This is a genomic window from Pantoea sp. E956-1, assembly GCF_982223955.1.
Genome location: NZ_CEUYZP010000012.1, coordinates 12281 through 37865 on the forward strand (window position 1 = coordinate 12281; position 25585 = coordinate 37865).

At 56.1% G+C, this 25585-nt stretch carries 24 protein-coding genes, 1 other RNA gene and 1 pseudogene; 16 read left to right on the plus strand and 10 right to left on the minus strand.

What is annotated here, in order from left to right; genetic code table 11:
* Positions 1 to 62: 62 nt before the first annotated feature.
* Complete coding sequence (locus AC0T7J_RS21380; protein WP_473796828.1) at positions 63 to 770, plus strand: purine nucleoside phosphorylase YfiH/LACC1 family protein; 708 nt, start codon at positions 63 to 65, stop codon at positions 768 to 770.
* A gap of 4 nt (positions 771 to 774) precedes the next feature.
* Here AC0T7J_RS21380 and AC0T7J_RS21385 read toward each other — a convergent pair whose 3' ends face one another.
* A complete protein-coding gene (locus tag AC0T7J_RS21385; protein WP_473796831.1) occupies positions 775 to 921 on the minus strand; it encodes a hypothetical protein in 147 nt (48 codons plus the stop codon).
* Between the two features lie 116 nt (positions 922 to 1037).
* Between AC0T7J_RS21385 and AC0T7J_RS21390 the strand changes: the two genes are divergently transcribed.
* A complete protein-coding gene (locus AC0T7J_RS21390) occupies positions 1038 to 3056 on the plus strand; it encodes a 2,4-dienoyl-CoA reductase FMN-binding domain-containing protein (protein ID WP_473796834.1) in 2019 nt (672 codons plus the stop codon).
* Here AC0T7J_RS21390 and rlmG read toward each other — a convergent pair whose 3' ends face one another.
* Positions 3057 to 4175 (minus strand): 23S rRNA (guanine(1835)-N(2))-methyltransferase RlmG, encoded by a 1119-nt coding sequence (rlmG, locus tag AC0T7J_RS21395; protein WP_473796836.1) that lies wholly within the window; start codon positions 4173 to 4175, stop codon positions 3057 to 3059.
* 83 nt (positions 4176 to 4258) lie between these two features.
* Here rlmG and AC0T7J_RS21400 point away from each other — a divergent pair, with 83 nt between their 5' ends.
* Positions 4259 to 4762: a M48 metallopeptidase family protein gene (locus tag AC0T7J_RS21400; protein ID WP_473796839.1), complete on the plus strand. Its 504-nt coding sequence runs from the start codon at positions 4259 to 4261 to the stop codon at positions 4760 to 4762.
* On the opposite strand, the gene AC0T7J_RS21405 is transcribed toward AC0T7J_RS21400, so the two are convergent.
* A complete protein-coding gene (locus AC0T7J_RS21405; protein ID WP_473796842.1) occupies positions 4759 to 6447 on the minus strand; it encodes a chloride channel protein in 1689 nt (562 codons plus the stop codon). The genes AC0T7J_RS21400 and AC0T7J_RS21405 overlap by 4 nt on opposite strands.
* Positions 6448 to 6593: 146 nt before the next feature.
* On the opposite strand from AC0T7J_RS21405, the gene AC0T7J_RS21410 reads away from it, so the two are divergent.
* From AC0T7J_RS21410 to sstT, 3 genes are all read left to right on the plus strand, one after another.
* Positions 6594 to 7580 carry a Gfo/Idh/MocA family protein gene (locus AC0T7J_RS21410; RefSeq protein WP_473796845.1) on the plus strand — a complete coding sequence of 329 codons (987 nt, stop codon included), beginning with the start codon at positions 6594 to 6596 and terminating at the stop codon, positions 7578 to 7580.
* 257 nt (positions 7581 to 7837) lie between these two features.
* The gene (locus tag AC0T7J_RS21415; protein WP_473796848.1) at positions 7838 to 8806 is read left to right on the plus strand and encodes a TerC family protein; all 969 of its coding nucleotides are present in this window, start codon (positions 7838 to 7840) and stop codon (positions 8804 to 8806) included.
* A gap of 235 nt (positions 8807 to 9041) precedes the next feature.
* Positions 9042 to 10274: a serine/threonine transporter SstT gene (sstT, locus tag AC0T7J_RS21420; RefSeq protein ID WP_473796851.1), complete on the plus strand. Its 1233-nt coding sequence runs from the start codon at positions 9042 to 9044 to the stop codon at positions 10272 to 10274.
* 295 nt (positions 10275 to 10569) lie between these two features.
* On the opposite strand, the gene AC0T7J_RS21425 is transcribed toward sstT, so the two are convergent.
* From AC0T7J_RS21425 to uxaC, 3 genes are read right to left on the minus strand one after another with little or no spacing between them, the layout of a single operon-like run.
* Positions 10570 to 12060, minus strand: coding sequence for a UxaA family hydrolase (locus AC0T7J_RS21425; RefSeq protein ID WP_033769824.1), 1491 nt, complete (start codon positions 12058 to 12060; stop codon positions 10570 to 10572).
* A 4-nt stretch (positions 12061 to 12064) separates the two neighbouring features.
* Complete coding sequence (locus AC0T7J_RS21430; RefSeq protein WP_473796855.1) at positions 12065 to 13513, minus strand: tagaturonate reductase; 1449 nt, start codon at positions 13511 to 13513, stop codon at positions 12065 to 12067.
* 2 nt (positions 13514 to 13515) lie between these two features.
* A complete protein-coding gene (gene uxaC / locus AC0T7J_RS21435; protein WP_473796858.1) occupies positions 13516 to 14931 on the minus strand; it encodes a glucuronate isomerase in 1416 nt (471 codons plus the stop codon).
* Between the two features lie 399 nt (positions 14932 to 15330).
* On the opposite strand from uxaC, the gene AC0T7J_RS21440 reads away from it, so the two are divergent.
* From AC0T7J_RS21440 to AC0T7J_RS21485, 10 genes are all read left to right on the plus strand, one after another.
* A complete protein-coding gene (locus AC0T7J_RS21440) occupies positions 15331 to 16635 on the plus strand; it encodes an MFS transporter (RefSeq protein ID WP_473796861.1) in 1305 nt (434 codons plus the stop codon).
* Between the two features lie 86 nt (positions 16636 to 16721).
* Positions 16722 to 17498 carry a transcriptional regulator ExuR gene (gene exuR / locus AC0T7J_RS21445; RefSeq protein ID WP_022623920.1) on the plus strand — a complete coding sequence of 259 codons (777 nt, stop codon included), beginning with the start codon at positions 16722 to 16724 and terminating at the stop codon, positions 17496 to 17498.
* A gap of 323 nt (positions 17499 to 17821) precedes the next feature.
* Positions 17822 to 18496 (plus strand): DedA family protein, encoded by a 675-nt coding sequence (locus AC0T7J_RS21450; protein WP_003850219.1) that lies wholly within the window; start codon positions 17822 to 17824, stop codon positions 18494 to 18496.
* A complete protein-coding gene (gene mzrA / locus AC0T7J_RS21455) occupies positions 18496 to 18843 on the plus strand; it encodes an EnvZ/OmpR regulon moderator MzrA (RefSeq protein ID WP_473796864.1) in 348 nt (115 codons plus the stop codon). Before AC0T7J_RS21450 ends, mzrA begins: the two co-directional genes overlap by 1 nt.
* A 194-nt stretch (positions 18844 to 19037) precedes the next feature.
* The gene (locus AC0T7J_RS21460) at positions 19038 to 19412 is read left to right on the plus strand and encodes a DUF1090 domain-containing protein (RefSeq protein WP_473796867.1); all 375 of its coding nucleotides are present in this window, start codon (positions 19038 to 19040) and stop codon (positions 19410 to 19412) included.
* Positions 19413 to 19447: 35 nt separating this feature from the next.
* Complete coding sequence (locus AC0T7J_RS21465; RefSeq protein ID WP_010256532.1) at positions 19448 to 19753, plus strand: ElaB/YgaM/YqjD family protein; 306 nt, start codon at positions 19448 to 19450, stop codon at positions 19751 to 19753.
* Between the two features lie 2 nt (positions 19754 to 19755).
* A complete protein-coding gene (locus tag AC0T7J_RS21470) occupies positions 19756 to 20151 on the plus strand; it encodes a phage holin family protein (protein ID WP_010256529.1) in 396 nt (131 codons plus the stop codon).
* A complete protein-coding gene (locus tag AC0T7J_RS21475; RefSeq protein WP_473796871.1) occupies positions 20151 to 20435 on the plus strand; it encodes a YqjK-like family protein in 285 nt (94 codons plus the stop codon). The genes AC0T7J_RS21470 and AC0T7J_RS21475 overlap by 1 nt, the downstream gene beginning before the upstream one ends.
* Positions 20436 to 20637: 202 nt before the next feature.
* Positions 20638 to 21051, plus strand: coding sequence for a DoxX family protein (locus AC0T7J_RS21480; RefSeq protein WP_473796874.1), 414 nt, complete (start codon positions 20638 to 20640; stop codon positions 21049 to 21051).
* A 76-nt stretch (positions 21052 to 21127) separates the two neighbouring features.
* A complete protein-coding gene (locus AC0T7J_RS21485) occupies positions 21128 to 22102 on the plus strand; it encodes a glutathione S-transferase family protein (protein WP_473796877.1) in 975 nt (324 codons plus the stop codon).
* A gap of 165 nt (positions 22103 to 22267) precedes the next feature.
* Here AC0T7J_RS21485 and AC0T7J_RS21490 read toward each other — a convergent pair whose 3' ends face one another.
* From AC0T7J_RS21490 to rsmI, 4 genes and pseudogenes are all read right to left on the minus strand, one after another.
* The gene (locus AC0T7J_RS21490; RefSeq protein WP_473796880.1) at positions 22268 to 22681 is read right to left on the minus strand and encodes a hypothetical protein; all 414 of its coding nucleotides are present in this window, start codon (positions 22679 to 22681) and stop codon (positions 22268 to 22270) included.
* A gap of 13 nt (positions 22682 to 22694) precedes the next feature.
* A pseudogene (locus tag AC0T7J_RS21495) lies at positions 22695 to 23387 on the minus strand (hypothetical protein).
* 877 nt (positions 23388 to 24264) lie between these two features.
* Positions 24265 to 24643: RNase P RNA component class A (gene rnpB, locus AC0T7J_RS21500), an RNA gene on the minus strand.
* 33 nt (positions 24644 to 24676) lie between these two features.
* Positions 24677 to 25543: a 16S rRNA (cytidine(1402)-2'-O)-methyltransferase gene (gene rsmI / locus AC0T7J_RS21505; protein WP_045139595.1), complete on the minus strand. Its 867-nt coding sequence runs from the start codon at positions 25541 to 25543 to the stop codon at positions 24677 to 24679.
* Between the last annotated feature and the right edge of the window lie 42 nt (positions 25544 to 25585).

The window sequence follows — 25585 nt, forward strand, 5'->3', positions numbered from 1 at the left end:
AATGTAGCAGTTAACGTAAGCTGTGGGCAGCCCAACTCACGCTGTTATAACAGGAGATTCCTATGGCCGTGATCCCGCGCTCGCCATTGCTCGATTCGCTGGAATGGCTCGATTATGCGTTTCAGCCAGCCGGTGAGTCACCCCCCGCCGATGCCGCCTATGGACATCAGCGCCACAGCGCGACCGTGGTCACCGATATCGAGAACATCCCACCCAAAAGCTGCGAGTCTGATGGCATGATCGGCAGCGGGACGCGCCCGGTGGCGGTCTACACTGCCGACTGCCTGCCAGTGCTGTTCGCCGATCGCCAGCAGCGGATCGTGGCCGCGGTTCATGCCGGACTCAAGGGCACGCTGGCGGGTGTGCTGACCCGCGCGGTTGAAAAACTCTGCGAGCAGGGTTGTGAGCCACAGAACCTGATGGTGGCGATCGGTCCGGCGATGGGCCCCTGCTGTTATGAACTGGCCGGACCGCAGCTGGCGGAGATTGCGCAGAACCCGGCAGTTGCCAGCGGGCTGCGCTGGCACCAGAACCAGCCGGTTAATCCTCTGGCGCAACGTCCACAGGCCGCTGCCCGCCAGCAGGGTGTCTGGTTCGATCTGCCTGCGCTGGCCACGCAGTTGCTGGTAAACGCGGGTGTGCCGGCTGCGCAGATCGATAACGTCAACGTCTGCACCTACTGCATGGCTGAGAGCGGTTCAAGCTACCGCTTCAATACCCACTTTAGCAGCGGCTATCACTCCCGCTATTCGTGGATCCGTATACGTTAATGGGTTATCTGGCACCGCGCTGACAGCAGATAGCGGAACCTGAACTGCGATGGGCGCTGACGCCTGCCGCAAAGCCACGCGGGCCACGGATGGCGGTCTTCACCACTTTGCGCAAGGCACGGGCTACCTCCGCCCACTCTTTGTTACTCACCTCACTCCCCTGCCGTTGTTTATGATTTCACTCACACCCTGACATTCTTTCACTTTTTTTTAACGCAGAAGTGGCTAGAGTGAACTCATCCGACCACTTTACCGTGAGTGACTAGCATGTCCGTTAATCCTGACTATCCTGCGCTGTTTACGCCGCTGGATCTTGGCTTTACCCGACTGAAAAACCGCTTTCTGATGGGGTCGATGCACACCGGACTGGAAGAACATCCGGATGGCGCAGCCCGGCTGGCGGCTTTCTACGGCGAGCGGGCGCGTGAAGGTGTCGCGCTGATCGTCACCGGCGGCATCGCCCCCAATGCCCAGGGTGTCACCACCGCGCATGGCGCGATGCTCACCGACGAGACGCAATGTGACTGGCACCGGCAGATCACGGAGGCGGTACATCAGCATCAGGGCAAAATCGCCCTGCAGATCCTGCATACCGGTCGGTACAGCTATCAGCCCGATCTGGTCGCCCCCTCGGCACGCCAGGCGCCGATTAACCCCTTTACGCCACAGGCGATGAGCGAGGCGGCGATTGAACAGACCATTGATGACTTTGCCCGCTGCGCCCGACTGGCTCAGCAGGCGGGCTATGATGGCGTGGAGATCATGGGTTCCGAAGGCTACCTGATTAATCAGTTTCTGGTGAAACACACCAATCAGCGCACCGACCGCTGGGGAGGCGACTTCCGCCAGCGGATGCAGTTCGCACTGGCAATTACCCGCGCCGTTCGCGCCGCGACCGGCGACGCCTTTATCATCATCTTCCGGTTGTCGATGCTCGACCTGATCGAAGAGGGCAGCACGCTGGAGGAGACGCTGTTGCTGGCGGGCGAACTGGAGCAGTGCGGCGTCACGCTGTTCAATACCGGCATTGGCTGGCACGAGGCGCGCATCCCGACCATCGCCACCTGCGTGCCGCGCGCGGCCTTTGCGTGGGTGACGCAGCGCCTGCGTGAACAGGTGAAGGTGCCGGTCATCGCTACTAATCGCATCAACCATCCCGCCGTCGCCGAGCAGCTGTTGCAGTCGGGCTGCGCCGATATGGTGTCGATGGCCCGCCCTTTTCTCGCCGATCCCGCCTTTGTCACTAAAGCCCAGCGCGGTGAACCGGACAGCATCAACACCTGCATTGCCTGTAATCAGGCCTGCCTTGACCAGGTGTTCGCCGGTAAAATCACCTCCTGCCTGGTCAATCCGCGCGCCTGCCACGAGTCGCTGATGCCGGTCATCGCCAGCACCGCCCCGCGCACGCTGGCCGTAGTGGGTGCCGGTCCGGCCGGCATGGCGTTTGCGCTGCAGGCGGCCCAGCGCGGCCATCAGGTAACCCTCTATGAGGCCGCGCCGGAGATAGGCGGCCAGTTCAATATTGCCCGGCTGATCCCCGGTAAATCGGAGTTCAGCGAAACGCTGCGCTATTTCAGGCATGAGCTGGCTGCCGCAGGCGTGACGGTTAAGACGGGCAGTCGGGTGACGGCGGATCAGCTGAGTGACGCCGATGAAGTGGTGCTGGCGACCGGCATTCAGCCGCGTACGCCCGACATTCCGGGCATCGACCACCCCAGCGTGCTGAGCTACCTGGCGGTGCTGCGCGATAAGCGCCCGGTGGGTAAACGGGTAGCGATTATCGGCGCCGGTGGTATTGGCTTTGATGTGGCAGAGTATCTGTCACAGCCATCCCATGACGAGGATCTGGCGGCGTTTTATGCCGAATGGGGCATCGACCACAGCCTGACGCGGCGCGGCGGCGTGATGAAACCCGAGCCGCCCGCCGCGTTACGGCAAATCTGGCTGCTGCAACGCCGATCGGGAAAACCGGGTGCCGGGCTGGCAAAAACCACCGGCTGGATCCATCGCGCCAGTCTTCAGGCACAGGGCGTTGAGATGTGGGGCAGCGTTGAGTATCTGGCGATTGATGACAGCGGCCTGCACCTGCGGCGCAACGGCGAAACGCTGTTGCTGGAGATCGATAATGTGATCATCTGTGCCGGACAGGAGCCGCAGCGCGAACTGGAAGCTGCGCTGCGTGCAAAAGGACAGAGGGTGACAGTCATTGGCGGTGCAGATGTGGCGCAGGAGCTGGATGCGCGCCGTGCGATTGCGCAGGCGACGCAGCTGGCATTAACCGTCTGACTAACGCATTTTCACCGCGCGCAGCACCACGAACTTCTGGTTAGAGGCGATCAGCGTACAGTTACCAAACAGCTTCTTCAGCTTGTGGTGATAATCGAGGTGGCGGTTGCCGACAATGCGCAACTCGCCGCCATACTGAAGGCAGCGTTTGGCATCGCGGAACATCTGCCATGCCAGGTGATCGGTCACCGCGTGCTGCTGGTGGAACGGCGGGTTGCACAGCACCGCGTGCAGCCGATCTGACGGATAGCCACTCAGCACGTTGTTCACCAGGAACTGACAGCGTGACAGATCCTCAGGACGGTTCACTTCCACATTAAGCTGGCTGGAGGCGACCGCCATGTAAGACTCATCAAGGAAATGCACTTCGGCCTGCGGGTTCTGCTCCAGCGCCACCAGTCCCACCACGCCGTTACCACAGCCGAGATCGGCAATCTCGCCCTCAATGTTTTCCGGCAGATGCTGCACAAAGAGCCGTGCGCCGATATCCAGCGAAGCGCGTGAGAAGACGTTGGCGTAGTTGTGAATCTGATAAGGGGTGCCATCCAGCGGCCAGACCAGCGTCGGCGTGGCCTCACGCAGTGCAGGCTTGCTGAACTGGCTGTAGATCAGACGCGCTTTTTTCCATGCCAGTGAGGTTTTGGTTTCACCAATGATCTGTTCGAACAGCTGCAGGGTAGAGTTATGGATCTCTTTGGCGCGCGCCGCCGCCAGAATCACCGTATCAGGCGTGACGACTTCGCGAATGGCGCGCAACTGGTGCTCCAGCAGCGCCAGGGTTTTAGGCACCTTGATCAGCACAGCCGCAGGTGAAGCAGGCAGGTCAGCCAGGCTATCAACAAAGTGAACGTCGCTGTCATCCAGCCCATTAAAGGTCAGGTTCTGACGGGCGGCCTGCTGGCTCAGCCAGGAATCGCTGACGTGCCAGACGGTACGCGGATTCAGGGCGCAGGTTAAGGCCCCGAAACTGTCATTGAAGACCAGCACAGGCCCCTCTGGCAGCGCCTGCTGTAACAGATATTCATCAGCCGCATCCCAGGCTTGTAATGGACTTTCGTCACGCATCTGCGGGAAGCGATGCAGGATCAGTGTGCGATCGTTCAGTTCAAGTTGGCTCATGAATTCTCCGGCGTGGTACACTTTGGTTGATTTTCGCCCCAAAATCGGGGGCGCAGTATACTGTCTTTCGCCTGGAATCCCTAATGTCCTCACTGATCTACCTTCAGGGTTATCCTGCCCCCCTTCTTGAGCAGGTTCAGTCGCTGATCGCCCATCAGCGCTTAAGTGCGTTCCTGCAGGAACGTTATCCCGACACCCACGACGTCATGAGTGATAAAGCGCTGTATGACTACACGCAGGCGCTGAAAAATCGCTATATGCGCAATGCGCCGCCGATCAGCAAAGTGATGTGGGATAACAAGATTAAGGTGATGAAGCATGCACTCGGGCTGCACACAGCCATCTCACGGATTCAGGGCGGTAAGCTTAAGGCGAAAGCGGAAATCCGTATCTCGACCTTTTTCCGCCTCGCGCCGGAGCCGTTTCTGCGGATGATCGTGGTGCATGAGCTGGCACACCTTAAAGAGAAAGATCACGATAAGGCGTTCTACCAGCTCTGCTGCCATATGGAGCCGGATTATCACCAGCTCGAATTTGATGCACGACTGTGGATGACGGACCAGGCGATGCGCGGCAACGCAGCTTAAAGAAACTCCTGCGCTTTCTGAATCAGGCTGGTTTTGGTCAGCGCGCCCAGAAAGCGCCGTTCCTGCGGATTGTTGAGCACCGGCAACCGCTCCAGCGTCACCGCCGCAAAGGCTTCCCATCCCTCACGCATACTCTGATTCTGATACACCACCGGGAAATCCTGATCCATCACGCACGCCACCGGTGAGTCGAGGGTGATTTCCTGGGCCAGCACCCGGCGCGAAATCTCATGAATCGAGACCACGCCGAGGAAAGCGCCCGCAGCGTTGATCACATAAACATAGCGTTCACGCTTCAGGGAGCTGACCGCCAGCGCCTGCCCCACCGACTCCTCCGGCTGCAACGCCGCACCCGCAATAATCAACTCGGCAATGCGCATGTTATCGAAATCATATTTCGCTTCTGAACGGCTGAAGTGATGACTCACGACCGGATAAGTACTGGCGGATTGCAGGCGATAGACCACCATTGACGCCAGCACCGTGGCGATCATCAGCGGAAACAGCAGGCTGCTGTTGAGCGTCATCTCCAGCACCATCAGCATCGCCATCAACGGCGCCTGACTGACCGCCGCCAGCACCGCCGCCATACCAATCGCGGCATAGAGCAGCACATTGCCGAGCGGCAGATGCAGCGCCGCCCCCACCGTCGCGATGATCACCCCCAGCAGCGCACCAATCAGCAGCGAAGGGGTAAAGAGTCCGCCGACGGCGTTCGATCCTACCGACAGGCTGGTAGCGAGGGTTTTCAGCACCAGCAGCAGCAGCAGACCCGGCAGCAGGTAGTGCCCTGCCATCACTTTGACGATCACCTCGTAGCCGTTGCCGAGGATATCAGTGGAGATCAGCGCCAGTAAGCCAACCGCAAAGCCGCCCGCCCCGAGGCGCAGCGGCAGGGAGGCGACCCGGCTGAACAGCACTTTGCTGCGGGCGATGCATTTAATCACGATCCAGCCCGCCAGACCGGCGCACAGACCAATTACCACCGTCATCAGCAGGCTGCTGAGATCCATGGCGAAGTTCGCGTCTGCAAGCGGATAGAGCGCGCTGCGAAAACCCAGCGTCCACATGGTCATCACCGCCGTCGCCGAGGCGATAATCAGGGGGATCAGCCGCTGCAGCGCAGAAATACCGAAAGCGATTTCCGCCACAAAAATCGCCGACGCCAGCGGCGCATGATAAACCGACGCGAGTCCCGCCGCCGCCGCCATCGCCACCACGTCACTGTTTTTCAGGTTAAGTGAGGCGGGTAACAGGCGGCCAATCGCGCTGCCGCACAGTGCCGAGAGCTGTACCATCGGCCCCTCTTTACCTATCGACGCGCCGCTGCCAATACTGGCAATCGACGATAAGGCGCGGAACAGTGAGGTTTTGGTCGGCACCGCATCGAGCCGGGCGTTGATCACTTCAAGATAATCCGTTTTCACCGTCTGCTGCTGCTCAATGGCAACGGCATAACGCAGAAAATAGCCTGCCAGAACGCCGCCTGCACCCACCAGCAGCGGCCAGAAGATCCACGGCCAGAGATGCAGGGATTCGGTAATTTCGCCACTGCGGGCAAACAGCAGATGGTTGATCAGCTCAATCACGCCGCGAAAAGCCAGCGTCACCAGCGACGCCGCACATCCGACCGGAATGGCGAGCAGGAGTGTGGTCCAGTTTAATGCGTGCTTACTTGCTTTCACCTGCGCTCCCTGGTTGGTGCATAAACATCATCGCTTCCGCATATTATTGGAATGCGGATCGCAGGATCAATCCCTGCCCGCCCGGCACCATTGCACAGCGTGGATGAGATGGTACTCTGCCGCTTTACAGCTGCCGGAGAGATGACGTGATTCGTTTTGCCATTGTGGGAACAAACTGGATTACACGCCAGTTTATTGATGCCGCTCATGAAACCGGAGCGATGAAGCTCTGTGCGGTCTATTCACGCAGTCAGCAGCAGGCCGAGGCCTTTATCGCCGATTATCCCTGCAAACAGACCTTTACCTCACTGGAAGCCCTGGCCGCCAGCCCGGAGATCGATGCGGTCTACCTGGCCAGCCCCAACGCCCTGCACTGCCAGCAGGCGCTGCTGTTTATGTCGCACGGCAAGCATGTGATTTGCGAAAAACCTCTGGCCTCTAACCTGGCAGAAGTGGAGCAGATGATTGCCTGCGCCCATGCGCATCAGGTGGTGCTGTTTGAGGCGTTTAAAACCGCCAGCCTGCCGAATTTCCTGCGGCTGCAGCAGGCACTGCCTGACGTGGGTAAACTGCGAAAAGCGCTGCTGAATTACTGCCAGTACTCCTCACGTTACCCACGCTATCTCAACGGTGAGAATCCCAATACCTTTGATCCGCGCTGGTCGAATGGCTCAATTATGGATATTGGTTATTACTGCCTGGCCTCGGCGGTAGCGCTGTGGGGTGCGCCAGATCGCGTGCAGGCCAGCGCAACCCTCCTTGCCAGCGGCGTTGACGCGCACGGCGTGGTGGTGCTGAGCTACGGCGATTTCGACGTGACGATTCTGCATTCGAAGGTGAGTGATTCCAGCCTCCCCAGCGAGATTCAGGGTGAAGCAGGCGCGCTGGTGATAGAAAAGTTATCGGAGTGCCAGAAACTGACCTTTGTGCCGCGCGGCGCGGAAAAGCAGACGTTAAGTCAGCCGCAGCATATCAACACCATGCTGTATGAGGCCGCCGCTTTTGCCCGGCTGGTTGAGCAGCGTCAGGTGGACCACCCTTCGCTTGAGGTTTCGCGGATAACTGCGTCACTGCTGACTGAGATCCGCCGCCAGACCGGCGTAATCTTCCCGGCCGACCAGCCTGCTGTGTAAATATTTCTAAATATGACTGAGAGTGATTGCTTCCTGTGCGGCTAAACCGTAACTTAGCCTCCTGCAAAGGGGAGTAACTTGTAAGCTGATTGATCGTCATTACGATGCGAAAGCATCCGGTCATCAGGCAACCCGGAATCGATTTCTGTGTTGTAAGTGAGACCTTGCCGGAAGGCGAGGTTTGCTTACAAAAAAGTAAGCGGCTGACGTCTTCTGACTTCAGCCGTTTTTTTTTATTTTTCGGACAGGATACGAATATGCAAACTGTGGGTACGCCTTTATTGTGGGGCAGCTTTGCGGTTGTGGTGCTTATCATGCTGGCTATCGACCTGCTGTTGCAGGGACGCCGTGGCGCGCAGACCATGTCTTTCAAGCAGGCGGCCATCTGGTCGCTGATCTGGGTTTCAGTCTCACTGCTGTTCAGCGCCGCCTTCTGGTGGTATCTGGAGGGCAACGCGGGACGTGAAGTTGCTAACACGCAGACGCTCGCCTTCCTGACCGGTTACGTGCTGGAAAAAGCGCTGGCGGTGGATAACGTCTTCGTCTGGCTGATGCTCTTCAGTTACTTCTCTATTCCGGCCAATCTGCAGCGCCGGGTGCTGATCTATGGAGTATTAGGCGCTATCGTGCTGCGTACCATCATGATCTTCGCCGGTAGCTGGCTGGTCACGCAGTTCAGCTGGATCCTCTATGTGTTCGGTGCCTTCCTGCTGTTCACCGGTGTGAAAATGGCGCTGGCGAAAGAGGATGATAGCGCGGTGGGCGAAAAACCTGTGGTGCGCTGGCTGCGTAAGCATCTGCGCATGACTGACGATCTCGATGGCGAGAAGTTCTTCACCCGCAAAAACGGCGTGCTGTTTGCGACGCCACTCCTGCTGGTGCTGATCATGGTGGAAATCAGCGACGTGATCTTTGCGGTCGACAGTATCCCGGCAATCTTCGCCGTGACCACCGACCCGTTTATTGTACTGACCTCAAACCTGTTCGCTATCCTGGGTTTGCGTGCCATGTACTTCCTGCTGGCAAACGTGGCGGAACGGTTCTCGATGCTGAAGTATGGCCTGGCGATTGTGCTGGTGTTCATCGGCTTTAAGATGCTGATTGTCGACCTCTACCATATCCCGGTCGGTATCTCGCTGGGTGTGGTCGGTGCCATTCTGGCATCAACCCTGCTGATTAATGCCTGGGTTAACCGCAAAAGAGACCAGAAAAAGCTCGCACCATAATTACCTGCAGGGGCAGCCGATGCCCCTGTTTTATTTTGTGGCAGCCTGTGACGCCATTTCATCCCTCTGTCACACTTCTACTATCCAGCATAATAAAAATCTGACCTGCTCCACAGTGACAGAACTTTCTCTTTTCTCGTCCGATCTTTTCCTTATACTCCGCCGGGCAAACCGTTTTAGCCGATGCAAAACATCGCGTCTGAAACTACATCCGCGACAAAATATAGAAAATATTATGCAGAAAACTCTCTCCACACGTCTGGGCACGCTGCTCGCCGGAAGCCTGGTGAAGCAAATCATGATTGGGCTGATCGCCGGTGTGGCGCTCGCCTGGATTTCACACGATGCCGCTATCGCGGTCGGTCTGCTGGGTGAACTGTTTGTCAGTGCGCTGAAAGCGGTCGCGCCATTGCTGGTACTGATGCTGGTAATCGCCTCGATTGCCAACCACCAGCAGGGCCAGAAGAGCAATATCCGGCCAATTATTATGCTTTATCTGCTGAGCACCTTTTTCGCGGCGGTGGTCGCGGTGGTCTTCAGCCATCTTATCCCGCAGACGCTGACGCTGGCGGTGGGCACCACAGAAATCACACCACCATCCGGCATTACCGAAGTGTTACGCGGACTGCTGATGAGCATGGTGTCGAATCCGATCACGGCCCTGATGAATGCCAACTACATCGGCATTCTGGTGTGGGCAATCGGCCTCGGACTGGCGTTCCGTCACAGCAGTGACAGCACCCGCACCTTACTGAATGATGCCTCTCATGCGGTGACCTGGCTGGTACGCTGCGTGATTCGCTGCGCACCGATCGGTATTTTCGGTCTGGTGGCCTCGATCCTCGCATCTACCGGCTTTGGCGCGCTGTGGCAATATGCCCATCTGCTGACGTTACTGATCGGCTGTATGCTGCTGATGGCGCTGGTGGTGAATCCCTTGCTGGTATTCAGCAAAATCCGCCGTAACCCTTATCCGCTGGTCTTTACCTGCCTGCGCGAAAGCGGCGTGACTGCCTTCTTTACCCGCAGTTCTGCCGCCAACATTCCGGTGAATATGGCACTGGCGAAACGTCTGGATCTGGATGAGGATACCTATTCGGTGTCAATTCCGCTGGGCGCAACCATCAGTATGGCGGGGGCATCGATCACTATTACCGTGCTGACGCTGGCGGCGGTGCATACGCTGGGGATCAGCATTGATGTGCCAAGTGCGATTCTGCTGAGTCTGGTGGCGTCACTCTGTGCCTGTGGTGCCTCTGGCGTGGCGGGCGGTTCGCTGCTGCTGATCCCGGTGGCCTGCAACATGTTTGGCATTCCGAATGATCTGGCAATGCAGGTGGTGGCGGTCGGCTTTATTATCGGCGTCTTGCAGGATTCGGCGGAAACCGCGCTGAACTCCTCAACCGATATTCTGTTTACCGCAGCCGTCTGTCAGGCTGAAGCAGATCGCAAAACCAGCCGGGCCTGATTCAGTTAACATCAAAATGGCGACCCGTATGAATAATTACGGATCGCGTAAGACTGCTGCTATGCCCATATCAGGGTTAATCCAGCCGCAACGGATAAACTCAACGCGCAGGGAACACGGGCAGAAGAGGAAAGCGTCCCGCGCCAGGGATGGCGCGGGCCGAGCGTGTCATGGATGACGGCCTTTGCGACTTTCCGATCTGACCGTGTTCCCTTCGCAGGCTCGGTCTCACCGCCACAGAGCCGGACTTTATCAACGATCTCAAGCGACCCGCACTTTAGCGGGTCGTTTTCGTTTAAAGCGTCACACCGCTTTTGAAAATCGCCAGCTCGCGGAAATCGTTCTTCTCGTTGTTGGTCGGCTGACCGCTGGCAATCGCCACAATGCTGTCGACAAAATCTTCCAGCATCGCATCCATACTCATTCCCTCAATCAACCGTCCGGCATTAAAATCGATCCAGTGTGGCTTCTTCTCCGCCAGCGGCGTGTTGGTGGCCAGCTTCACCGTTGGCACAAAACCGCCATAAGGCGTGCCGCGTCCGGTACTGAACAGCACCATGTGGCAACCGGCACCTGCCAGCGCACTGGTGGCGACCGCATCATTGCCCGGCGCACTCAGCAGATTCAGCCCCGGCGTTTTTAACCGTTCGCCATACTTCAGCACATCGACCACCTGGCTCTGCCCCGCTTTCTGGGTACAGCCCAGCGACTTCTCCTCCAGCGTGGTGATACCGCCCGCTTTGTTGCCTGGTGACGGGTTTTCGTAGATCGGCTGCTGGTGATCGATAAAATACTGTTTGAAGTCGTTGATCATCGCCACCGTTTTGCTGAAGGTCTCCTCGTCGCGACAGCGACTCATCAGAATCCGTTCTGCGCCAAACATTTCCGGTACTTCGGTCAGTACGGTCGTGCCGCCATTGGCGATCATCTGGTCCGAGAAACGTCCCAGCAACGGATTGGCGGTGATGCCAGACAAACCATCCGAACCGCCGCACTCCAGACCAAACTTCAGCTCGCTGAGTTTGCCCGGCTCGCGCTGGTCGTGACGCATTTTTTCATACAATGCGTGCAGCCGCTCCAGCCCGGCTTCTACCTCATCGTCATGCTGCTGGCACACCATAAACTCGACCCGGTCGCTTTCAAACGCGCCGAGGGTGTCACGGAAGGCATCAACCTGATTGTTTTCACAGCCGAGACCAATCACCAGCACCGCGCCAGCATTAGGATGGCGCACCATATTCTGCAGCATGGTGCGGGTGTTTTCGTGATCCTGCCCCAGCTGTGAGCAACCGAAGGTATGGCTGAACAGGAACGCGCCGTCAATGTCTTCTGCCTCCTGCGTCTCCTTCAGAAAACGCTGCAGGATCTGACGCGCAATGCCGTTGACGCAGCCAACGGTCGGCAGGATCCACAGCTCATTGCGGATGCCGACCTCGCCGTTAGCACGGCGGTAAATCTGCACCTCACGGTCACCCGGCTGCGGCGGCAGCGTCACAAACTCGGGTTGATACGCATACTGATCCAGATCGCTGAGATTGGTGCGGGCGTTCTGCGAATGGATTAACTCACCGGCGGCCACAGGCTGCGTGGCATGGGCAATCGGCAGCCCATATTTGATCACCAGCTCATCCTGCGCGATAGGCTGCAGGGCAAATTTATGCCCGCGTCCGACCGCCTGTTGCACCGCCACACTCAGTGGCGGCAGCTCTATCGTGGCGCCGGCGTCTAAATCACGTAACGCCACGGCGACATTGTCGCGGGGATCAATTTTGATTGCGTCTTGCATAGCGTTATCTCAGTTGGCTCAACGCCTCACGCATTCCGTGGGCGATGATATTTTGCAGGTGTTGGGTGACAGCCGCAGCCAGTCCGGGCTGACGGGTTAAATCTTCACCCCAGTGTTGCGCGTCGCTGAGTACGCCGTCCACCAGCTGTTGCGGTGACAACTGATCCGCATCAAGTGCTTTCCAGGCGTCAGCGTAGCGCTGTAACCATTGCGGCTCGTCCTGCAATGGCCAGCTTTTACCGGCTGACTCGCCGCGATAAAAAGCGATCAGTGCGGCCAGCGCAAAGGTGATATGTGTCGGCCACTCGCCGGTTTGCTGATGCGCGGCAAGGAGTGGCGTCAGCAGACGGGTGCGGAATTTGGTCATGCCATTAAGGGCAATCGACAGCAGCGCGTGGCGAATAAACGGATTGCGGAAACGGCGCTGTACCGCATCGGCAAACGCGTGCAGTTCATCGGCAGGCAGATCCAGCGTCGGGATCACTTCATGACGCAGCAGCTTATCCACAAATCCGGCGATAGCCGGATCGGCCATCGCCTCTCCCACGCTCTCAATACCGGCCAGAAACGCGACCGGTACCATGGCAGTGTGCGCGCCATTGAGAATGGCCACTTTCTGTGCTTTATAGGGCGCAATGTCATCCACATGCCGAACCTGCGGCGACAGTGCCGCCAGCTTCAGTTCATTAAACAGCGCCGACGGCCCCTGAATCACAAACTGATAATAGACTTCGCCCGCCACCAGATAGCGATCTTCATAACCCAGCTCGCGTTGCAGCTGCTCGCTTTCCGCCGGAAAGCCGGTGACGATGCGGTCGACCAGGGTGTTATAGAACGCGCAGTGCTGATGAACCCAGGTTTTAAATTCTGAGGGCAGATGCCACTGATCGGCGTAGCGCAGCACCAGATCGCGCAGCGTGTCGCCGTTATGGTCAATCAGCTCGCATGGCACCACCAGCCAGCCCCGGTCGCTGGCGCCATTAAAGTGGGAATAGCGCGCCCACAGCAGCTGCGTCAGCTTGCCGGGGAAACTGCTGGCGGGCTGATCGGTAAGCTGATCCGTGCCGACAAAGGCGATGCCCGCTTCGGTGGTATTGGAGAAAACCATGCGCAGATCCGGATTACGTGCCAGCGCCATAAACTCGCCAAACTGCTGCCAGGGCTGGATTTCACGGTTGAGGCTGCGGATCAGCCGGGTTTCGCTGACCTGCTCGCCCTGATCGTTCAGCCCACGGATCAACGTGGTGTAGAGGCCATCCTGCTGATTCAGGCTGTCGCTGACTTCACGGTTGCGCGGCCGCACCACCACGATCCCGGCGTCGGTGCTCTGATGTTCATTCAGCCAGTCGATCTGCCAGTCAATAAAGGCGCGCAGGAAGTTGCCTTCGCCGAACTGGATCACCCGGTCGCGATAGACCGCGCCCGGAAAGTCGTGACGGTTTAGCCTTTTCATTATCAGGCTCCCAGCTCAATGCCGAAGTAATCGCGGGCATTGTTGAAGCAGATGTTCTGTACCATCTGGCCTAACAGTGCTTCATCGGCTGGCGCTTCACCCTGCTCCACCCAGCGGCCTATCATCTGGCACAGCAACCGGCGGAAATATTCGTGGCGGGTGTAGGAGAGGAAGCTGCGGCTGTCGGTCAGCATGCCGACGAAACGGCTCAGCAGGCCAATCTGCGCCAGCTGCGTCATCTGACGCTGCATGCCATCCAGCTGGTCGTTGAACCACCAGGCTGAACCAAACTGCATCTTGCCCGCCTGACCTTCGCCCTGGAAGTTACCCGCCATGGTGGCCAGCACTTCGTTGTCGCGTGGGTTCAGGCAGTAGAGAATGGTTTTAGGCAGCGCATTATTGAGATTCTGCGCGCCCAGCAGGCGTGCCAGCGGTTCGGCCAGCGGCTGGTCGTTAATCGAATCGAAGCCGACATCCGGCCCCAGCAGCTGGTACTGACGCGGATTGGTGTTGCGGAGTGCGCCAATGTGATACTGCTGCACCCAGCCACGGCGGGCATATTCGCTGCCCAGCCAGACCAGCACCGCCGTTTTAAACTGTGCCGTTTCCTGCGGGTTGGGCGTGGCACCGCTGCGACGACGCGCCAGAATCGCATCCAGCGTGGCGTCATCCGCCTCAGCGTAGCAGACCACATCCAGCGCGTGATCGGAGACTTTACAGCCGTGCGCCGCGAAGTGATCCAGCCGCTGATGCAGTGCGCTGCGCAGATCGTCAAAACGCTGCACGCTGATGTCTGTCAGCTGCTCCAGCGTCTCGATCCACGGCAGGAAGGTTTCCGCTTCGATATTAAACGCTTTGTCCGGCCGCCAGCTTGGCAGCACTTTAACGCTGAAACTGGCATCGTCTGCCAGCGCGCGGTGATGGCGCAGGTCATCCAGCGGATCGTCAGTGGTGCCCACCATCTTCACCTTCATCTGCTGCATGATGCCGCGCGTGGTAAAGCTATCCTGCGCCAGCAGTTCATTGCAGCGATGCCAGATGCTGTCAGCCGTTTTCTCAGAAAGCAGCGTATCGGTGATACCGAAAGGCCGGCGTAACTCCAGGTGAGTCCAGTGATAGAGCGGGTTGCCGATGGTGTGCGGCACGGTGCGCGCCCAGGCGTCAAATTTTTCACGATCGCTGGCGTTACCGGTACAGAACGCCTCAGCCACACCGTTGGCGCGCATGGCCCGCCACTTATAGTGATCGCCCTTCAGCCAGATGTCATAAAGGTTGGCGAAGCGATAATTTTCGGCAATCTGCTGCGGCGGCAAGTGGCAGTGATAGTCGAAAATCGGCTGATCCTTCGCGTAGTCGTGATAGAGACGACGGGCGAATTCGGTATCCAGCAAAAAATCTTCGGTCATGAAACGTGACATACATGCTTCCTCATCGACTGAACCACTGATGGCCCAAAGTTATCATACCAATTTTAGTCCGTTACGGGTTTATTTGCGATCCTGCTCACATAAACGGCGGTGGCTGGCTGCCGTTATGGACGTTCTTGTCGCCCGCATCGCGCTAAATGGCTGTCATTACGCAGGTTTCCAGTATCCCACAGTGCAGAAAGGGTTTTTGTGATGGCTCTCAACTTTTAAAGTTGTATAACAAGTTAGGCTCTCGCCCCATCGTGAGGTCGTTAGCGACTCACAAATGGCAAGGTCATAACAGGGTTGCTCACACAGAACCTGCGGGCGTGAGCAGAGCTGCATCACGTGCTGTCCCGCTCCAGATAACAACAGCGGCAAGACCGCATACAGAACTGGAAGAGGTAGAGGATGCGTAAGATCAAAGGGTTACGCTGGTACATGATTGGACTGGTGACGCTCGGTACGGTGTTAGGGTATCTGACCCGTAACACCATTGCCGTGGCGGCCCCGACATTAATGTCAGAGCTGCATATCACCACGCAGCAGTACTCCTACATAATTGCGGCCTATTCAGCCTGCTACACGCTGATGCAACCGGTGGCAGGTTATGTGCTGGATCTGCTGGGCACCAAAGTCGGTTACGCGGTGTTTGCGGTGCTGTGGGCGATCTTTTGTGCCGCCACGGCGATGGCGGGCAGCTGGGGCGGCTTAGCTCTGGCGCGTGGCGCAGTCGGTGCGGCTGAAGCGGCAATGATCCCGGCTGGTCTCAAGGCGAGCAGCGAATGGTTCCCGGCCAAAGAGCGTTCGGTCGCCGTGGGCTATTTTAACGTCGGTTCGTCTATCGGCGCGATGCTGGCTCCGCCGCTGGTGGTCTGGGCGATCGTGGCGCACAGCTGGCAGCTGGCATTTATCATGACCGGTGTGCTGAGCATGGCATGGGCGCTCTGCTGGCTGGTGTTTTATAAGCACCCGAAACAGCAGAAGAAGCTGAGCGATGAAGAGCGAGACTATATTATCTCCGGTCAGGAAGCGCAGCATCAGACCGGCAACACCCGCAAAATGTCGGCGCTGGAAATTATCCGTAACCGCCAGTTCTGGGGTATTGCCCTGCCGCGTTTTCTGGCAGAACCGGCGTGGGGTACGTTTAACGCCTGGATTCCGCTGTTCATGTTTAAGGTTTACGGCTTCAATCTGAAAGAGATTGCGCTGTTCGCCTGGATGCCGATGCTGTTCGCGGATTTCGGCTGCATTCTGGGTGGCTATCTGCCGCCGCTGTTTCAGCGCTGGTTCGGCGTTAACCTGATTGTCTCCCGCAAGATGGTAGTGACCATGGGTGCGGTGTTAATGATTGCGCCGGGTACGATCGGGCTGTTTACCAACCCCTATGTCGCCATTGGTCTCCTGTGCATCGGCGGGTTTGCGCATCAGGCCCTCTCTGGCGCGCTGATCACCCTCTCCTCAGACGTTTTCGGCCGCAATGAAGTCGCTACAGCTAACGGCTTAACCGGCATGGCAGCCTGGACCGCCAGTACCATGTTTGCGCTGGTGGTAGGTGCACTGGCCGATACGCTGGGCTTCAGCCCGCTGTTTGCCGCGCTGGCGGTGTTTGATCTGCTGGGTGCCGTCGTTATCTGGACAGTTCTGAAGAATAAACCCATTTCAGAGCTGAATGCCGAAGCCGTTATTCCGCAGGCCAGCGCCGTTCGCAGCTAATCTGCCGGGCTGGCGTAAGCCAGCCCATTTCCTCGCACGTCCTGAAGTGGTATAACAACTTATCTGTCTGCTACCAGGATTGTGCTATGGATTTCACTGAATCCCGTCGACTTTATCAACAGCTGGCCAGCGAGCTGAAAAGCCGCATTGAAACCGGGATCTACCCGGTAGGTGACAAACTGCCTGCTGAGCGCCTGATTGCCGAAGAGATGGAAGTGAGTCGCACCGTCGTACGCGAAGCGATCATCATGCTGGAAGTCGAAGGCTATGTTGAGGTCCGCAAAGGATCGGGCATCCACGTCATTGCCAGCCAGCAGCAGAACCGTATCGCCTCTACAAGTAGTCAGCTGGAGTTCGCCACGTTTGGTCCGTTTGAATTACTGCAGGCGCGCCAGCTAATTGAGAGTAATGTGGCGGAGTTCGCTGCCACTCAGGTGACGCGTCAGGACATTATCGACCTGATGGCGATTCAGGAAAAAGCCCGCCAGGAGGATCACTTCCGCGACTCCGAGTGGGATATGCAGTTTCATGTACGTATCGCGCAATCCACCCAGAACAGTGCCCTGGCCGCCATCGTTGAGAAAATGTGGCTGCATCGCCTGCACAATCCCTACTGGCTCAAACTTCACGAACACATCGACCAGCGCAGCATCCTTAGCTGGTGCGACGACCACGATCAAATTCTTAAAGCCCTGATGCGTAAAGATCCCGCCGCCAGCAAACTGGCGATGTGGCAACATCTGGAAAATACTAAACAGATGCTGTTTAACGCGACAGCGGATGATTTTGAATTTAACGTGGATCGTTACATGTTTGGTGAAAATCCGGTCATCCTGCCTGATGGGTCCAATAACGCCCGCTAAAAGTGCCTGAAAATGCCCTGAGACGGTCAGTTAATCTGCAATAGTGTCAGGTCATGTAAAGCTCCTTTTTACACGCCCTTTCACAAGGTAAAACTCCTGTTCGCCAGCGAGTTTTCCTGTCTCAGACAGGCGATTTTTGTTACAGTTATCGCCCTTTTATTACCCTTTGCGACAGGGGGTTATAAAGTCGCTGATTTAACAATCAATTCTGGAAGGATCCGGAAAATCCCGCCCAGGCTGCGCTCCTAAAATTTATAACGAAATGCCGGTCTGCGTTTAAGTCCCTGTGGGACATGTTTAACAATGATGTTCAGGAATGATTGATGGATATTTTGCAAGCGTTGCTGCATGCCCTGTGGCAACAGGACTATGAAACCCTCTCCGATCCCACGCTGGTATGGGCCATTTACGGCGTGCTGTTTATGATTTTGTTTTTAGAAAATGGCCTTCTCCCCGCTGCTTTTTTGCCGGGTGACAGTCTGCTGATTCTGGTCGGCGTACTGATTGCTAAAGGCACCATGAGTTTCCCATTAACGATTCTGGTTTTAACCACCGGCGCCAGTCTGGGCTGCTGGGTGAGCTATATACAGGGCCGCTGGCTGGGTAACACGCCCACGGTACAGAAATGGCTTTCGCATCTTCCCGCCCAGTATCATTTACGCGCGCACAGCATGTTCCACCGCCACGGCTTATCTGCCCTGCTGATTGGCCGCTTTATCGCGTTTGTGCGTACTCTGCTGCCTACCATCGCCGGGCTGTCAGGACTCAGTAATGCCCGCTTTCAGTTCTTCAACTGGGTCAGTGCGTTCCTGTGGGTGGTAATTCTGACCGTTATCGGCTTCGCGTTGGGTAAAACCCCGATTTTCCGTCGTTATGAAGATGAGATGATGTTCTTCCTGATGATGCTGCCGCTGGCGCTGCTGGTCTTTGGGCTGGTGGGATCGCTGGTGGTTTTATGGCGTAAGCGTCAGGCGAATCAGAACGGGAAAGCCGAGTAATGAAACTGCTGCAGGCTATTCCTAAACGGTGGTTACCGTGGTTAATCGCTGGCGCGTTTGCGCTGGCCGCGCTTTGTGTGGTCCCTGGTCTGATGAAGCACGAGACGGTGGTGCAGATTCGGGTTTCCCATGCTGGCGCAACCCTGCCCGATGGTTTTTATCTCTATCAGCAATTAAGTGCGCAGGGTATTCGGATCAAAAGCATCACGCCTGCGGGTGATGCACTGATTATCCATTTTGATAGCGAAGAGCAGAGTCTGGCGGCACAGAAAGTGTTACGCCGTCTGCTGCCACAGGGCTTTATTGTGGCGCAGCACGAGCACTCTCAGCACCTCTCACTGGCGTAATCTCCCGACGTCCTTCTCCTTTTCAGACCGCCGCGCCAGGGTATGGCGGCCTGAAAGGCGCTCTATCTCCCGGTCTTCTTTGAACTTTTTACTATGGGTGTCTATGCTTAACCGAGAGTCGATCCGGAGCACCCGCAGCCCTATCATTACGCGGATGATGACGGATCAGGTCGCAATGGAAGGGTCCAGGACCGATGAAATATCAAGTATTACTGGGAATCGCGCTGTTTTCGCTGTCGGGTTCGCTGCTGGCGGCGGAGTCGCTGTGCGAGCAGAAAGAGCAGGATATTCAGCGCGAGATCGACATGGCGCAGAAGCATAACAACCAGCGTCGGGTTAATGGTCTGGAGCGCGCGCTGACTGAAGTCCGGGCAGATTGCAGTGATAAAAAGCTCGAGGCAGCTCATCTGGAAAGAATTAACGCGCAGAAACAGAAAGTTGCTGAGCGTGAACACGCACTCAGGGAAGAGCGTGAAGAGGGCCATGACAAGGAGAAGATTGCTAAGCGACAACAAAAACTGGATGAAGCGCGCCGGGAACTGAAAAAGTTACAGGCGGAGCCCTATTAATCGGAATTAACCAACTGATGTTAAAGGAGTATTTTATGTCTAAAGACACATCATCGGAACATTTGCGTGCTGAACTGAAAAACCTTGCCGATACCCTGGAAGAGGTGCTGAGCAGCAGCACTGAAAAATCAAAAGGCGAGCTGGATAAACTTCGCAATAAAGCGCGTGTGGCGCTCGATAGCTCACGTGAACGCCTGGGCGAATCAAGCGAGCGTATTGCTGCAACCACCCGCGAAGCGGCGCAAAAAGCCGAAGGCTACGTGCGTGAAAATCCCTGGCATGGTGTGGGTATCGGTGCAGCGATTGGCGTCGCACTGGGCATGCTCATTTCGCGTCGATAATTATGGCTGACTCACAGCATAACCACGGCCCGGCTAAAGGGGTCATTAACATCGGTCAGCGTATTGTTACCACGCTGGTTGGCATGGTCGAGACGCGCGTTCGTCTGGCAGTGGTGGAACTGGAGCATGAGAAAGCTAACCTGATTCAGCTGCTGTTGATGGTTGGCCTGACAATGCTGTTCACTGCATTTGGTCTGATGAGCCTGATGGTGCTCATCATCTGGGCAGTGGATGCACAGTACCGTCTGATGGCCATTGGCATCACGACCGGGACGCTGTTATTGCTGGCGGTTATTCTGGGGCTCTGGACGCTTCACAAATCACGTCAGTCCACGCTGTTGCGCCACACGCGTAAAGAGCTGGAAACCGACCGTGATTTGCTTGAGGACCAGCGCTGATGAGCCGCCGCGAGCGTGAAGAACGCATCCATGAACTGCTTAAGCATGTGCAGCAGGAGCGGCTGGATTTAAGCGCTGCGCGGCGTGACTGGCTTGAAGGCACTGCCCACTACGATCGCGGCTGGTTCACCTTCCTCAGCTTACGTCGCTATCTGGCTATTGGCAGCAGCGCGCTGGCCATCTACTCCGTTCGCAGTCCCAACATGCTATTACGCTGGGTAAAACGGGGATTCGGCGCGTGGAGTACCTGGCGTATGATTAAGTCAGCGCTTCCACCGCGTTAATTCTGCTAAAAGCCGGCCCTGAAAAGGCCGGCTTTTCTTCATCAGAATTTCTGAAAAACACTGACAGTATATCTCGCTTACAACCTTTCCACTCCGCGACTATCATCTCCAGCCATCAACCCAATGAATGCAACACTGCTTTCAGCGGGCATAAACCCTGCGGGCAACCTGCCCTGTATCCCTGATAGCGCTGGAGTAAATGATGAAAAAATTCGAAGACGTTGGTTTGTTACTGGCTCGCATCCTGATGCCAATTCTGTTCATTGCGGCTGGCTGGGGCAAAATCACTGGTTATGCAGGCACTCAGCAATACATGGAAGCAATGGGCGTCCCTGGCTTTATGCTGCCGCTGGTTATCCTGCTGGAGTTTGGCGGCGGTCTGGCTATCCTGTTTGGTTTCCTGACCCGTTTCACTGCCCTGTTTACTGCAGGCTTCACCATCCTGACCGCGTTTCTGTTCCACAGTAACTTTGCCGAAGGCGTGAACCAGCTGATGTTCATGAAGAACCTCTCTATCGCCGGTGGTTTCCTGGTGTTAGGTCTGGTGGGTCCTGGTGCATACAGCATTGATCGCCTGATCAGCAAAAGAAAACCGCAGCCAGCGATTGCGCGCTAATCTCACATAAAGCGTAATGCCACATATACTTAGCAGGGCGGGGACATTTCCCCGCCCTGTTTGCATTGGAGCCATTATGGGACAGTTAATTGACGGTGTCTGGCATGACACCTGGTACGACACCAAATCTACCGGCGGACGCTTCAAGCGTTCAGAGTCGGCTTTCCGCAACTGGGTTACCGCGGATGGCAGCGCCGGTCCGGTAGGTAAAGCGGGATTTGCCGCCGAACGCGACCGCTATCATCTTTATGTCTCGCTGGCCTGCCCCTGGGCGCACCGCACGCTGCTGATGCGCCAGCTGAAGGGCCTGGATAGCATGATCGATGTCTCCGTGGTGCATCCGCTGATGCTGGAGAATGGCTGGACCTTCGATGATAGTTTTCAGGATGCGACCGGCGATAAGCTCTACCAGAATGAGTTCCTCTATCAGCTCTATCTGCACGCCGATCCGCAATACAGTGGCCGCGTAACCGTGCCGGTATTGTGGGACAAGCAGCAGAACACCATCGTCAGCAATGAGTCTGCCGATATCATCCGCATGTTCAACAGTGCGTTTGATGCTGTCGGTGCCCGCGCCGGGGATTATTATCCTGTTGCTCTGCAAGAAAAGATTGATGAACTGAACGGCTGGATTTACGACACCGTGAACAACGGCGTTTACAAAGCGGGTTTTGCCACTTCGCAGTCCGCTTACGACGAGGCAGTCACTGCGCTGTTCCATTCGCTGTCGCGGCTGGAGCAGATTTTAGGCCAGCATCGCTATCTTACTGGCGATCAACTGACCGAAGCGGATCTGCGGTTGTGGACTACGCTGGTGCGGTTTGATCCGGTCTATGTGACCCACTTTAAATGCGATCGCCATCGCATCGGTGACTACAGAAACCTGAGTGGCTTTCTGCGTGATATCTATCAGATGCCGGGTATCGCGGAGACGGTTAATCTGCCGCATATTCGTCATCACTACTATTGCAGCCATAAGACCATCAACCCGAACGGCGTCATTTCGCTTGGCCCGGCGTTTGACTGGGATGAGCCGCACGGCCGCGGTTAAGCTGCCTGCACATACCCTACAAAGCAAAAACCCCGCCGAAGCGGGGTTTTTGGTTAAAGGCCGATGCTGACCGTTCAGGCAGATTGCTTTAACCACACGTCGCGTATCTGTTTTTGGGGGGAAGAGTCGCTTGATTAGTGCTGGAGATTGGGTCCCTGAAGATTGTCAGCGAAAATCTACCTTACTTAGCGTTAGCGAATGTGATTTGCTGTCATGAGATATATAGAAGTAAGGCGTAACATTGCCTTCCTTTTCCCATTTTTCAGACAATCCATTATGCTCCACCGCCCTGTAACCTAAGGACGCCAGATAATTTTTTACCTCTACTAAAGGAGCATCCGTGCTGTAAACAATACTACTTTCCTGCGGTTGACTACCATCCTGCGCGGTAAACGTAAAATGATATGATTCAGATGCACGTGGGGCCCACCTGATATCCCTGTCAGTGTATAGATAATATGCCCATAGATTTGACTGAGTGTAACCTTCATCCCGTTCAGCCACCTTCTGCATACTACAATCAATCAACAGAAAAATAATGATGATGACAGCGCCAATTGCAGCGATCCTTTTTAACATTTTCACTCTCTGTTTACTGAAATGCGTTAATGATTCCGGCTTTATCATTAGACCGTCGCACTATGTCATCATTCGGAGTAAATTTATATGGCATAACCTGTTTTATAAATCGCGGAAGCTGACCTTTATAAGGGCGTGGGCAGGTGAATTTTTCTATAGGATCAGGAAATAACTAGGGTAAAAAACCCGTGTTCTTATAACGACTAATCGGTCCATAATGGTCCCATCGGCGTAGGGCTGATTCTTTGCTGGCAATCTTAAGTTCTCCCCAATATACGCGGGGATAATTAACTTTATAGAAACCAAATAAGTCCGATACAAGATCCTCGCCACTGAAACCGCTATCAGTATACCAACTGAACCAGGGCATTGACTGCCAATTTTCAAAAGCGACAGCAGTACTCATCATCATCGCCAATGCAATACTCTGCCTTTCTGTGAGAGTTCTCCCTTTTTTTATCTCCCAGACATTAAAGCGACCAGTAGCAAACCGGCTGATCCCCATAGTTTGTTCATAACGCACCCGGTAATAAGAATCGCTGCCAGCTTCACCAGTGGAGAACTGTGCCATAAGTTTACGAACATCATCTCCGCGAGCGTGACCCATATCAAGCCAGCCAGGCACTCCTGAATAAAGAAGCCCATGCCTAATCCCGTTTTCTGAACCAAATCGGAATGAATCCAGGATTTCTCCACGATTGCTCAAATTGGGTACCTCACAAATCCACGAATCATAATTCCCTCTATTTAATTTCCATTTTCCCTGTGAGGAATATTACAAAATTTAACCACAATAACAATAAGCACAAACCACAGGAAAAGTTCTATTTAGTGAATATCAGCTGCACGGTAACCTGCGAAAAAATGATGCAACGGCATTAGCTGTCCCTGTTCCCAGTATCGAATATTTTGCTATATAGGTAATGCTTCGACTTTGTGATGTATATCAAGCTGTAATTGCTGTTGATGTACATACAAAAAGTTTTTCATTCTTTATAGTCGTCTACTCAGGGACGCTGAGCATGATGCACCAAACTTCGAAATAGACCGCCGCCTGCACATACCCCACAAAGCAAAAACTCCGCCGAAGCGGTAATGCCAGTCAGTTAACGACAGGTGATAACGCAGTCTGGTGCCGCTCAGGGGCTGGCGGTCCTCGCGCCGCTGCTGCTGAAAGGGCTATCCGCAGCGCTGAGGCGTGACGGTGGGCCAGAAGTCCACGCCGGGAAGCGTGGACCGTTCGGGGCCGGCCAGGGAGAGCCGATCCCCGAACGGTTCGTCGGCACGACGTCAAAGCCGAAGGTACCGCGTGAGCGGCGCGAGGACGGCCCGGCAGCAGCAGAGTTGCTCAGGCCCGCACTGCGGCTCGCCCGCCCGGAAAAAAAGCTGCCACGTTTGACCGTGACAGCCTTTACAAATCTAATCTTAACTGATCAGCATTACGCCGAAGCGGGGTTTTGGTAAAAAGCCGAGGCTGACCGTTAAGCCGCGTTCTTTTCTTAGAAAGCGTCGTGGGCAGTCATTCATCCTGTCACCGCGCACCACAAAGCAAAAACCCCGCCGAAGCGGGGTTTTTGATAAAAAGTCGAAGCTGACCGTTAAGCCGGGTTCTGTCGTGGACAGTCATTCATCTAGGCCAGCAATCGCTCACTGGCTCAAGCAGCCTACCCGGGTTCAGTACGGGCCGTACCTTGTGAACCCCTATTTGGCCTTGCTCCGGGTGGAGTTTACCGTGCCACGAACTGTTGCCAGTCGCGCGGTGCGCTCTTACCGCACCCTTTCACCCTTACCTGATCCCATTTCTGGGCCATCGGCGGTTTGCTCTCTGTTGCACTGGTCGTAGGCTTGCGCCTCCCAGGCGTTACCTGGCACCCTGCCCTATGGAGCCCGGACTTTCCTCCCCTCTGCCCGTCTCCCCACAAGTGAGGACGACGACAAAGCGGCGACTGTCTGGTCAGCTTCGGCGCGGGATAATAGGACATTCGCCGGCGTTTGTCACGCCTCTTGCTGCTCCAGCGCATACTTATAAAGCGCATTTTTCTTCACGCTGTGGATCTCAGCGGTCAGCGCAGCCGCGCGTTTCAACGGCAGCTCTTTTTGCAGCAGCGCCAGCGTACGCAGCGCATCAGCCGGTAACGCGTCTTCATCATCGACTTTGTACCCTTCGACAATCAGTACCATCTCGCCTTTGCGACGATTCTCATCTTCTTTTACCCACGCCAGCAGCTCGCCGACCGGTGCACCGTAAATGGATTCCCAGGTTTTGGTCAGCTCGCGCGCCAGCACCACGTAGCGTTCGGCACCCAGCTCACTCACCATATCCTGCAGGCTGTCGATCAGACGGTGGGTCGACTCATAGAAAATCAGCGTGCGCGGCTCCTGCACCAGCGCCCGCAGGGCGTCGCAACGGCCTTTGGTTTTGGCGGGCAGAAACCCTTCGTAACAGAAACGATCGGATGGCAGTCCTGCAGCACTCAATGCAGCAATGGCGGCACAGGCACCCGGCAGCGGTACCACACGGATGCCCGCTTCACGGCAGCGGCGCACCAGATGGTAGCCCGGATCGTTGATGAGCGGCGTGCCAGCATCAGAAACTAAGGCTATGCTTTGCCCCTCCTGCAGCTTCGTCAGTAGCAGTTCAGCCTTGTGCTGCTCGTTGTGGTCATGAAGTGAGAAGAGTCGCGCATTGATGGCGAAATGTTGTAGCAACAGTCCGGTATGACGTGTATCTTCCGCAGCGACCAGATCGACGCTCGAAAGCACCGTCAGCGCCCGCTGGGTGATATCACCCAAATTACCAATCGGGGTTGGAACGATGTAGAGCGTGCTGGCAGAAATCTCTGCCCGATCGAGTTGTTTCATTGTTTCATCCGAATTGCCGATTTAATATTGAGCATCTTGAAA

What these genes read in the sequence shown, in the direction of transcription:
- rsmI (WP_045139595.1), bottom strand. Translation starts at nt 25,543, where the DNA reads ATGAAACAACTCGATCGGGCAGAGATTTCTGCCAGCACGCTCTACATC.
- AC0T7J_RS21440 (WP_473796861.1), top strand. Translation starts at nt 15,331, where the DNA reads ATGCGTAAGATCAAAGGGTTACGCTGGTACATGATTGGACTGGTGACG.
- AC0T7J_RS21450 (WP_003850219.1), top strand. Translation starts at nt 17,822, where the DNA reads ATGGATATTTTGCAAGCGTTGCTGCATGCCCTGTGGCAACAGGACTAT.
- AC0T7J_RS21380 (WP_473796828.1), top strand. Translation starts at nt 63, where the DNA reads ATGGCCGTGATCCCGCGCTCGCCATTGCTCGATTCGCTGGAATGGCTC.
- uxaC (WP_473796858.1), bottom strand. Translation starts at nt 14,931, where the DNA reads ATGTCACGTTTCATGACCGAAGATTTTTTGCTGGATACCGAATTCGCC.
- AC0T7J_RS21400 (WP_473796839.1), top strand. Translation starts at nt 4,259, where the DNA reads ATGTCCTCACTGATCTACCTTCAGGGTTATCCTGCCCCCCTTCTTGAG.
- AC0T7J_RS21415 (WP_473796848.1), top strand. Translation starts at nt 7,838, where the DNA reads ATGCAAACTGTGGGTACGCCTTTATTGTGGGGCAGCTTTGCGGTTGTG.
- AC0T7J_RS21425 (WP_033769824.1), bottom strand. Translation starts at nt 12,060, where the DNA reads ATGCAAGACGCAATCAAAATTGATCCCCGCGACAATGTCGCCGTGGCG.
- AC0T7J_RS21475 (WP_473796871.1), top strand. Translation starts at nt 20,151, where the DNA reads ATGAGCCGCCGCGAGCGTGAAGAACGCATCCATGAACTGCTTAAGCAT.
- sstT (WP_473796851.1), top strand. Translation starts at nt 9,042, where the DNA reads ATGCAGAAAACTCTCTCCACACGTCTGGGCACGCTGCTCGCCGGAAGC.
- AC0T7J_RS21490 (WP_473796880.1), bottom strand. Translation starts at nt 22,681, where the DNA reads ATGTTAAAAAGGATCGCTGCAATTGGCGCTGTCATCATCATTATTTTT.
- AC0T7J_RS21485 (WP_473796877.1), top strand. Translation starts at nt 21,128, where the DNA reads ATGGGACAGTTAATTGACGGTGTCTGGCATGACACCTGGTACGACACC.
- AC0T7J_RS21465 (WP_010256532.1), top strand. Translation starts at nt 19,448, where the DNA reads ATGTCTAAAGACACATCATCGGAACATTTGCGTGCTGAACTGAAAAAC.
- mzrA (WP_473796864.1), top strand. Translation starts at nt 18,496, where the DNA reads ATGAAACTGCTGCAGGCTATTCCTAAACGGTGGTTACCGTGGTTAATC.
- AC0T7J_RS21470 (WP_010256529.1), top strand. Translation starts at nt 19,756, where the DNA reads ATGGCTGACTCACAGCATAACCACGGCCCGGCTAAAGGGGTCATTAAC.
- AC0T7J_RS21390 (WP_473796834.1), top strand. Translation starts at nt 1,038, where the DNA reads ATGTCCGTTAATCCTGACTATCCTGCGCTGTTTACGCCGCTGGATCTT.
- AC0T7J_RS21480 (WP_473796874.1), top strand. Translation starts at nt 20,638, where the DNA reads ATGAAAAAATTCGAAGACGTTGGTTTGTTACTGGCTCGCATCCTGATG.
- AC0T7J_RS21430 (WP_473796855.1), bottom strand. Translation starts at nt 13,513, where the DNA reads ATGAAAAGGCTAAACCGTCACGACTTTCCGGGCGCGGTCTATCGCGAC.
- exuR (WP_022623920.1), top strand. Translation starts at nt 16,722, where the DNA reads ATGGATTTCACTGAATCCCGTCGACTTTATCAACAGCTGGCCAGCGAG.
- rlmG (WP_473796836.1), bottom strand. Translation starts at nt 4,175, where the DNA reads ATGAGCCAACTTGAACTGAACGATCGCACACTGATCCTGCATCGCTTC.
- AC0T7J_RS21460 (WP_473796867.1), top strand. Translation starts at nt 19,038, where the DNA reads ATGAAATATCAAGTATTACTGGGAATCGCGCTGTTTTCGCTGTCGGGT.